The organism is Waltera acetigignens, from assembly GCF_025567015.1.
GTDB lineage: Bacteria > Bacillota > Clostridia > Lachnospirales > Lachnospiraceae > Acetatifactor > Acetatifactor acetigignens.
This window is the reverse complement of record NZ_JAOQJO010000026.1, coordinates 24,365-34,060: the sequence shown is the minus strand read 5'-3', so window position 1 is coordinate 34,060 and position 9,696 is coordinate 24,365. Positions and strand designations below refer to the sequence as shown.

Here is a 9,696-nt window from a genome sequence, read left to right as displayed (position 1 = left end):
AAGCACCCCGACCAGATCATCCGAAAGGACGCCCATAACTTTACCGTCCCCAAGCGGTGTGTATCAGTCCGGGAGCCATACAGCGCCGAGCGTCGCAAAGCTGCCAGTGAGCGTGCGAAAGCCGCCGGATACCAGCCCCCTGTGAAAAAGTCCGGCAGTTAAAGGCACATGGCAGAGAATGTATTTGAAGCGGTCAAGCAGTCGGTCAGCACCAGAGAAGCGGCAGCGTTTTATGGGATCGAGGTCAAACGAAATGGTATGGCCTGCTGTCCCTTTCACGATGATAAGAACCCCAGCATGAAGGTAGACCAGCGGTTCCACTGCTTTGGCTGCGGTGAAGATGGGGATGTGATCGACTTTACCGCAAAGCTCTTTAACCTCTCCCCAAAAGAAGCGGCGGAGAAACTGGCACAGGACTTTGGCCTGATCTATGACAGTCAGGCCCCGCCCCGCAGGAGATATGTCCGGCAAAAAACCGAGGCACAGAAGTTTCGGGAGGATCGACAGCGCTGTTACCGCGTACTGTCCGATTACTACTATCTGCTGAAAAAATGGGAAACCGACCGTTCTCCCAGGACACCGGAGGAAGAACCGCACCCCCGCTTTGTGGAAGCAATCCAGAAGAAAACCTATGTAGAGTACCTGCTGGACCTTTTTCTTTATGAAAGTGAAGAAGAACAAAAGGCATGGATTGCAGAACACACAGCAGAAATCACACACTTGGAAAGGAGATTGAAAATCATGGCTGAGAATAAACCCACCAACCGAGAACGGCTAAGGGAAATCACAGATGGCATCGAGCAGGGCATCAAAGAACTGTTTGAAAGCGAAAAGTATATGCGCTATCTGTCCGTCATGTCCCGATTTCACCGCTATTCGGTAAACAACACCATGCTCATCTATATGCAGAAGCCGGATGCCACTTTGGTAGCCGGATACAATAAGTGGAAAGACCAGTTTGAGCGTCATGTAAAAAAGGGCGAGCATGGCATTACCATCATTGCCCCGACACCGTATAAGAAGAAAATCGAGGAGCAGAAGCTGGACCCGGATACCAAGGCTCCGATTTTGGATAAAGACGGAAAGATCGTTACAGAGGAAAAAGAAATCGAGATCCCCATGTTTCGTCCGGTCAAGGTCTTTGATGTGAGCCAGACCGACGGGAAACCTTTGCCGGAGCTTGCTTCCTCCCTTTCCGGCAATGTGCCAAATTATGAGGCATTCATGGAGGCCCTGCGCCGCAGCGCACCGGTGCCGATTACTTTTGAAGCAATGGCCGCCGATACGGACGGCTATTTTTCTGCCGATCATCAGAAAATTGCCATTCGTCAGGGCATGAGTGAGGTTCAGACGGTTTCAGCCACAGTACACGAGATTGCCCACAGCAAGCTCCATGACCCTAAAAAATATGAAATGCTACCGTCATGGAAGGTTGTGCTGGAGAGTGAAGGTGGAACTAAGCATGATTTCAAGCTGGATTTTGCCACAGAAAAAGAAGCCGAACAGTTTGCTTCTGATATGGATTGGCGCTATGTGGACGAAAATCAGTTTGAATGGCGTCTTGCAGTTGAGGAAGATGCAACCGCAGAAAAACAGGCAATCAAAAACCGTCACACGGAAGAAGTGGAGGCTGAAAGCATCTCCTATGCAGTCTGCAAATATTTTGGCATCGAGACTGGAGAAAATAGCTTTGGCTATATTGCCAGTTGGAGTCAAGGCAAGGAGCTGAAAGAACTGAGAGCCAGTTTGGAGACCATCAACAAAACCTCCGGCACTTTGATCTCCGACATTGAGCGCCACTATAAGGAAATCTGCAAAGAGCGCGGAATCGACCCTCATGCAAAGGTAGAGCCGGAAACCGCCCCGATAGAGCAGCCAGCAGATGCCATTAAGGTATCTGATAGGCTGCCGACCGGCGATCTGACCTACTATGTAGCAGAGTGCATGGAATTTCCAAACCTCGGAGAATACCACGATAACCTGTCTTTGGAGGAAGCTGTCCGCATTTATCAGGAGATTCCAGCAGAGCGAATGAACGGGATCAAGGGCATTGGTTTTGAGCTGAAAGACGGAAGCGACTATGAAGGACCTTTTCCGATTTTGACCGGCCAGACCATTGACCTGGACACCATCCAGGCAATCGACTATTACCGTGATAATCCTCTGGTGCAAAAAGCGGTAAAGGAACTGGCTGCGGCAATGCCGGAAATGGAAGTGCTGGGGGCGGATGCCAACCAGCAGGAGGCTTTGTTTCTGATTGACGATGCCACCTATCTTCATATCCAGTCCTGTGACAGCGGCTGGGACTATACCCTTTACGATGCCGCGTCCATGAAAGAGTTGGATGGTGGTCAGCTGGATATGCCGGAGATTTCCCGCATGAAGGCAGTTCTCCAGATTTGTGATGACAACGATTTGGGCAGAGACTCGGTAAAATACGCACCGTTGTCCATGATTGAGACCTTGCAGGAAGCTGCCTACCAGCAGATGCAGGCAGAGGCCAGTCAGATGGCTGCTTCTTCTCAGCTGCCGGAAGCACAAGAGCAGGCGCTGGATGAATACCCTATGCCTGATGAGCAGGTATCCACACCGGATATGCAGGAATACGGCTACTTCTATGATGGAATGCTCCCTGTCACCAGAGAACGGGCGCTGGAACTGGATGCCGCTGGTTTGACCGTCTATGTGCTGCATGAGGACAATACGGAGAGCATGGTGTTTGACCCGCAGGAAATCATGGAGCATGGCGGTCTTTTTGGCGTGGACCGTGAGGAATGGGAGAAAAGCCCTCAGTTCCACGAAAAGGTCATGGAGCGTCAGGAACATCAGCAGGAACGCGAACAGGCATTTCTATCCCAGAACAGAGATTGCTTTGCTATCTATCAGGTGAGCCGTGACGATCCGCAGAATGTGCGCTTTATGAATCTGGATTGGTTAAAGTCCCATGACATTTCCATAGACCGCAGCAATTATGACCTCATTTACACAGCTCCGCTGAGGGAGTCTGGCACGGTACCGGAGCAGCTGGAAAAACTATATGAGCAGTTTAATCTGCAAAAGCCGGCGGATTTTCACAGTCCTTCTATGAGTGTCAGTGACATCGTTGCGATCAAGCAGGACGGTAAGGTATCCTGTCATTACTGTGACAGTGTTGGTTTTACCCAGATCCCCGGATTCCTGCCGGAAAATCCGCTGAAAAATGCGGAGATGGCCGTGGAGGACGATTACGGCATGATCGACGGTATCATCAACAATGGCGCAAAAGAGCCTACGGTGGCAGAGCTGGAACAGCAGGCCCGAAGCGGTCAGCCCATTTCCCTCATGGATTTGGCTGCCGCTGCCCATCGGGAGGAACGGGAAAAGAAAAAGTCCGTCATGGAGCAGTTGAAAAGCCAGCCCAAGGCAGAACACAAAAAGATAGCGCCAAAAAAGAGTGCGGAAAGGGAGATTTGATATGGGAAACTTTACTTTTGAGGAAATGAACCTGATGTGCATTTACAATACCGGCAGCCGCACCGGACTGATCGACAGCCTGCGTGATATGCGCGGCGAGCTGGCCCCGGAGGAAACCGAGCTGCGGGAGTTGACAGACAGCGCACTGGGCAAGCTCCAGGCCATGAGTGATGCCGAGTTTGCCGAGCTGGAGTTGTATCCGGATTTTGACCAGTAAACACCATAATCGCAGGGATGGGGTGGCAATATGCCACCCCACCTTTTTACCCCAAAACTGAAAGGAGGACAGAACACTATGCCAACCAAAGCTGAACTATATGCACAGATGGCGGAGAAGGTGACAACGCAGCTCACGGGGAGCTGGCAGGAATGGGCAGGGTTTCTCACCACTGCTTCCCGCCTTTACAAGTACCCGTTCCATGAGCAGTTGATGATCTACGCCCAGCGTCCGGACGCCACCGCCTGTGCAGAGTACGATTTGTGGAATGAAAAGATGGGCCGGTATGTAAGGCGCGGCTCCAAGGGAATTGCTCTGGTGGACGATTCCGGGGACAGGCCCCGCCTGCGCTATGTTTTTGATATTTCCGACACCGGAACCCGTGAACATTCCCGCACTCCCTGGCTGTGGCAGCTGGAGGAGCGCCATTTGGATTCGGTGCAGGCCATGCTTGAGCGCACCTATGATGTTTCCGGTGATGACCTTGCCGGACAGCTCACCGAGGTAGCCGGAAAACTGGCTGAGGAATACTGGACGGAGCATCAGCAGGACTTTTTCTATATCGTTGACGGTTCCTTTTTGGAGGAATATGATGAGTTTAACATCGGAGTACAGTTCAAGGCAGCAGCCACCGTCAGTATCACTTATGCTTTGATGTCCCGCTGTGGACTGGAACCGGAACGCTACTTCGACCACGAAGATTTCATGGCGATCTTTGATTTCAATACCCCGGCAACTATCGGGGCGCTGGGAACAGCGGTCAGTCAGATTAACCAGCAGGTGCTGCGGCAGATCGGCGTCACCGTCCGAAATGCAGAGCGCGAAACCAACCAAGAAAGGAGCAAACAAAATGAACAATCCCATGACCTATATCCAGAACGGAGACTATCTGATTCCCGACCTGAAGCTGAGCCAGCAGCCGGAGAAACCCTTGGGCAAGTACGGAAGGATGAGGAAAACCTACCTGAAGGAACACCGTCCCATCCTCTACAACCAGATGCTGCTGAGCGAGAAGTTGTACCAGCACCTTCTGGAGATCGACGAGACCGCCCAGAGCAGACTGGAGCAGATGGTGCCCCAGCTGGCGAAAGAAGCGGGAGCCACCGAGGAACTGAAAGCCAGCGATCCCATGAAGTGGGTGGGGCTGATGAACACCTGCAAAGCTCAGGCCGAGGAAATCCTGATGGCGGAGCTTATCAACAGCTGACTCTAAACCTATTCCTCTCCGAAGCGGAACAGATCCAATCCATAGATGAAGCAGAGAATGTAGCGCATACATCCTCTGCTTTTTCTTTTGCCCAAAATGACATCGACCATGTGCTGCGTTTGGGCGGCAATACAGACCGTCAAAGGGAGCGTGTGGTTGCAGCCTTTGAAAAGCAGAAAACCACCGCTGAGATTGCCGAGATACTGAAAACGCTGTACCACGGCGGCAATGGCCTTGGCAGTGTGAGCGCATGGTATGCCGAGGATGGTATCCATCTTTCACATGGGAAGTCTGTCCGTTATGACAGGTCTGCCCAGGTCATTTCCTGGGAGAGCGCCGCAGAGCGTATCGGGGAGCTTTTGGAGAGCGGCCAGTTTGCCTCCAATGTGGAGCTTGCAGAAGTGGCAGGCTATGAACGCTCCCTCCTTGCAGAAAAGCTCTGGTATCTGTATCACGATCTCAGTGAGGGTGCCAGAGAAGCCGGATATTTGTCCTGCCTGTCAGAGATCAAAGGCAATGGTTTCCCGGAGGAGACTCGCCGCCTGACGGAGCAGCTGAGTGACCCGGCTTTCCGCCAGACACTCAAGGAAGAATACGCCGCCTTCTGGACTGCCTATCAGCAGGACCGTGATCTGTTGCGTTTTCACTATCACAGACCAAGGGAGATCTGGGAGAACCTGAAGGACCTTGACCTGCCACGCAGGACCTTTTCTTCAGACCTTTCCCAAGTGCCAACCGTTCAGCACTTCATTACCGAGGATGAGATCGACGCCGCTATGACCGGCGGCAGCAGTTTCGCCGGAGGAAAAGGCCGTATCTATGCGTTCTTCATGGCAAACCATACGGATAAGGAGAAAGTGAGATTCCTCAAAGACGAGTATGGCATTGGCGGACGCTCTCATGCCTTGTCTGGTGCAACACACAGCGGCGAAGATCACGATGGGAAAGGACTGCACTATAAAAAGCAGGACTGCCCGGATGTTCACTTGAACTGGGAAAAGGTTGCCAAACGCATTACATCTCTCGTCCAGAAAGACCGCTATCTTACAGAACAGGAACAGGCTCAGTATGACAAAATCCAGGCTGAAAAGGAACTGGTCGAAGAAGATGCCATTCAAGCCCAGCAGCCGGAGATGGAAGAAGAAACGCCAAAGCCTACCCTTGGGGAGCAGTTTGAGCAGTATAAGCCTGTGGTGACTGCCGCTATTTCCGAGGATACCGCATATCGCAATGCCTGCGGTCATTCTGACCGTGAAAATGCTGTCATCGAGGGTAATGCCGCTGTGCGCCGTGCAGTCCTTGGTTCTAAGGATATGGAGCTGATCCGACTCTATTCGGATGTGCCGGAGTTCCGTCAGCGTTTACACCGGGAAGTGATCGACGAGACCTATCCAAAGCTCCATGAACTTCTGCGCCCTCTTTCTCAGGAAGATATTGATACTGCCCTTTGTGCATGGAACGGCAATATCGAGAGTAAACACGCTGTTATCCGCTATATGAAAGACCATGCAAGAGAAAAAGATACCGCCGCATGGCTGGCTCAGGAATACGGCGGCAGTAACAGCAACAGCCTGTTCGTTGTCCGTGCCGGCAGCCCGGAGGAAACGCAGCTACCCTGGCCGAAGGTACAGCGCCGGATTGCCCAGCTCATTCAGGAGGACCGGTTCTATACCGAAGAAGAACAGAACCGTTTTGACGACATCGACCCAATCGCCATCCGGGAAACTCTGGAAGAAAGAGGGATCGTCAACGGCCAGGTGGCAGACCCGGAAAAACTGGACAATGCCCCGTTTATCCAACAGGTGATGTCAGATGCAGAGACAGAGCAGACTTCCGAAGTTTCCATTTCCGATGAGGAATATGATGCAGTTCGCCGCCCAACTCCGCAAAGAACCTCCTATGACCCAGCCGCCCCGGTCTATGCCGTGGGCGATACCGTGTATATCGAGGATGACGCCTATCAGATCACCGAGCTGCGGGAGGACACCGTACAGCTTCTGCCCACCGGGATGGTATATCCCATCTACCGGGCAGAGCGCAAAGAACAGTTCGAGCAGCTGCTTCGGGCAGACCGCCGCAATGCTTACTATACCGAGTTTCTTCCTATTGACCCGGANGAGCAGAGCCTATTCCGGTGAGATCGAGACACTGAATCTGGAGACCGGCGATATTGCCGATTACCGTACCACGGCACAGGGCATAGAACTGGAAGTCATGGATGCAGAGGAAAAGCGTCTGGCTATGCTGTATTTCCGCTGGGATGAAGTTGCGCCTTTGCTGCGCGGGATGTATTGGCTCATGGACTGATGGATGAAGCGGATAAAAAGCAGATTTCCACGCTGCTGCAATCCGGCAGGAGCAACAGCGAGATCGCCTACTGGCTGAGCAGAGCCTATTCCGGTGAGATTGAGACACTGAATCTGGAGACCGGCGATATTGTCGATTACCGTACCACGGCACAGGGCATAGAGCTGGAAGTCATGGATGCAGAGGAAAAGCGTCTGGCTATGCTGTATTTCCGCTGGGATGAGGTTGCACCTTTGCTGCGCGGGATGTACGCCCGTCAGCAGGACGGTTTGGGACAGGAACAGCCCCAACCGGTTACCGAATCCCCGACCTTCCATTCCGAGACCATGGCCGTCTATCCGGGCGATAAGAACCATCTGCCTTATGATGTGGTGGTGGAACGACTGCATATCGAGGAGCCGGAGCCACCAGCGCCTGTGACAGAGCCGGAGAAAACCTTTGAGGAAGTGCTGGACGAACACCCGGTTTCCATTCAGGTCAATGGCCAGTGGCAGACCTTCCCCAATGCCAAAGCTGCCGAGGAAGCCTCCTATGAGGAATACAAGGCTAACCTGCGCCGCAATGCACAGAACTTCCGTATTACCGATGGGCATTTGGGTGAAGGCGGTCCGAAAGCCAAGTTCCAGGCAAATATCAATGCCATTCGTTTGCTGAAAGAGCTGGAAGTTGCCGGACAGCAGGCAAGCCCTGAACAGCAGGAAGTCCTATCCCGCTATGTAGGCTGGGGCGGTCTTGCCGATGCCTTTGACCCGGAAAAACCGGCATGGGCTTTAGAGTATGCCCAGCTGAAAGAGCTGCTGACCCAGGAGGAATATGCCGCCGCCAGAAGCTCCACCTTAAACGCCCATTACACCAGCCCTACGGTCATTCAGGCCATCTATGAAGCGGTGGGCCGTATGGGGTTTGAGACCGGAAATATTCTGGAGCCGTCTATGGGTGTGGGCAATTTCTTTGGTATGCTGCCGGAGAAAATGCGAAACAGCCGTCTGTACGGCGTGGAGCTGGACCCTGTTTCCGGGCACATCGCAAAGCAGCTCTATCCCAAGGCGGACATCACAGTAGGCGGCTTTGAGACCACCGACAGGCGTGACTTCTTTGACCTTGCCATCGGCAATGTGCCGTTCGGTCAGTATCAGGTCAACGACAAAGCCTACAACAAGCTGAATTTCAGTATTCATAACTATTTTTTTGCCAAAGCACTGGATCAGGTGCGTCCCGGCGGCGTGGTAGCTTTTGTGACCTCCCGATATACCATGGACGCCAAGGATTCCACCGTGCGCCGCTATCTTGCCCAGCGTGCTGAGCTGCTGGGAGCTATCCGTCTGCCTAATGACGCGTTCAAAAAGAATGCCGGTGCCGAGGTGGTATCGGACATCATCTTCCTCCAAAAGCGGGACCGCCCGCTGGACATCGTGCCGGAATGGACTCAAACCGGACAGACGGAGGACGGATTTGCCATCAACCGGTATTTTATCGACCACCCGGAAATGGTGCTGGGCAGACAGGAGCCGGTAAGCACTGCTCATGGTATGGACTACACCGTGAACCCTATCGAGGGACTGGAGCTTTCCGACCAGCTGCATGATGCGGTGAAGTATATTCATGGCACTTATCAGGAGGCAGAGCTGCCGGAGCTGGGCGAAGGCGAAGCTATTGACACCTCCATTCCTGCCGACCCCAATGTGAAGAACTATTCCTATGCCATTGTAGACGGGCAGGTGTACTACCGGGAAAACAGCCGTATGGTGCGCCCTGACCTCAACGCCACCGCCGAAGCCCGTGTAAAAGGTCTTGTGGGACTGCGTGATTGTGTGCAGGAACTGATCGACCTTCAGATGGATGCAGCAGTTCCGGACAGCACCATTACCCAAAAGCAGGCGGAACTGAACAGCCTCTATGACAGCTTTTCTGCAAAATACGGTCTCATCAATGACCGTGCAAACCGACTGGCCTATGCAGACGATTCTTCCTATTACCTGCTCTGTGCGCTGGAAGTCATCGACGAGGATGGGAAACTGGAACGTAAGGCAGATATGTTCACCAAACGGACCATCAAGCCCCATCAGGCGGTGGCTGTGGTGGATACGGCAAGTGAAGCACTGGCGGTGTCCATCTCGGAAAAAGCCTGCGTGGATATGGACTATATGAGCCAGCTTACCGGAAAAACAAAAGAAGAACTGGCCGGAGAGCTGCAAGGCGTCATCTTCCGTGTACCGGGACAGTTGGAGCAGGACGGAACGCCCCATTATGTGACTGCTGATGAATACCTCTCTGGCAATGTACGCCGCAAACTGCGTCAGGCGCAGCGGGCGGCACAGCAGGACCCGGTTTATGCAGTCAATGTGGAAGCTCTTACCGCCGCCCAGCCCAAAGACCTGGATGCGTCGGAGATCGAGGTGCGTCTGGGCGCTACCTGGATCGACAAAGAGTACATCCAGCAGTTTATGTATGAGACCTTCAACACCCCGTTTTATCTCCAGCGCAGTATCGAGGTCAACTATTCGTCCTTTAC

At 53.0% G+C, this 9,696-nt stretch carries 4 protein-coding genes and 2 pseudogenes; 5 read left to right on the top strand and 1 reads right to left on the bottom strand.

The genetic code is table 11. The annotated features are described in order from the left end of the window. The 3 genes and pseudogenes from OCV96_RS18355 to OCV96_RS18345 all read left to right on the top strand — a co-directional run. Window positions 1–162: pseudogene (locus OCV96_RS18355) on the top strand (immunoglobulin); the annotation flags it as partial. A 6-nt stretch (window positions 163–168) separates the two neighbouring features. Further along, complete coding sequence (locus tag OCV96_RS18350; RefSeq protein WP_262595106.1) at window positions 169–3,453, top strand: YodL domain-containing protein; 3,285 nt, start codon at window positions 169–171, stop codon at window positions 3,451–3,453. Window position 3,454: 1 nt separating this feature from the next. After that, complete coding sequence (locus tag OCV96_RS18345; protein ID WP_055200194.1) at window positions 3,455–3,670, top strand: transposon-transfer assisting family protein; 216 nt, start codon at window positions 3,455–3,457, stop codon at window positions 3,668–3,670. Window positions 3,671–3,766: 96 nt separating this feature from the next. On the opposite strand, the gene OCV96_RS18340 is transcribed toward OCV96_RS18345, so the two are convergent. Further along, complete coding sequence (locus tag OCV96_RS18340) at window positions 3,767–4,534, bottom strand: hypothetical protein (RefSeq protein WP_252210329.1); 768 nt, start codon at window positions 4,532–4,534, stop codon at window positions 3,767–3,769. Here OCV96_RS18340 and OCV96_RS18335 point away from each other — a divergent pair. Together OCV96_RS18335 and OCV96_RS18325 are read left to right on the top strand one after the other, a co-directional pair. Continuing rightward, the gene (locus OCV96_RS18335) at window positions 4,533–4,877 is read left to right on the top strand and encodes a TnpV protein (protein ID WP_425609814.1); all 345 of its coding nucleotides are present in this window, start codon (window positions 4,533–4,535) and stop codon (window positions 4,875–4,877) included. The two genes, OCV96_RS18340 and OCV96_RS18335, sit on opposite strands and share 2 nt — an antisense overlap. Window positions 4,878–7,159: 2,282 nt before the next feature. Then, window positions 7,160–9,696, top strand: a pseudogene (locus OCV96_RS18325) (SNF2-related protein); the annotation flags it as partial.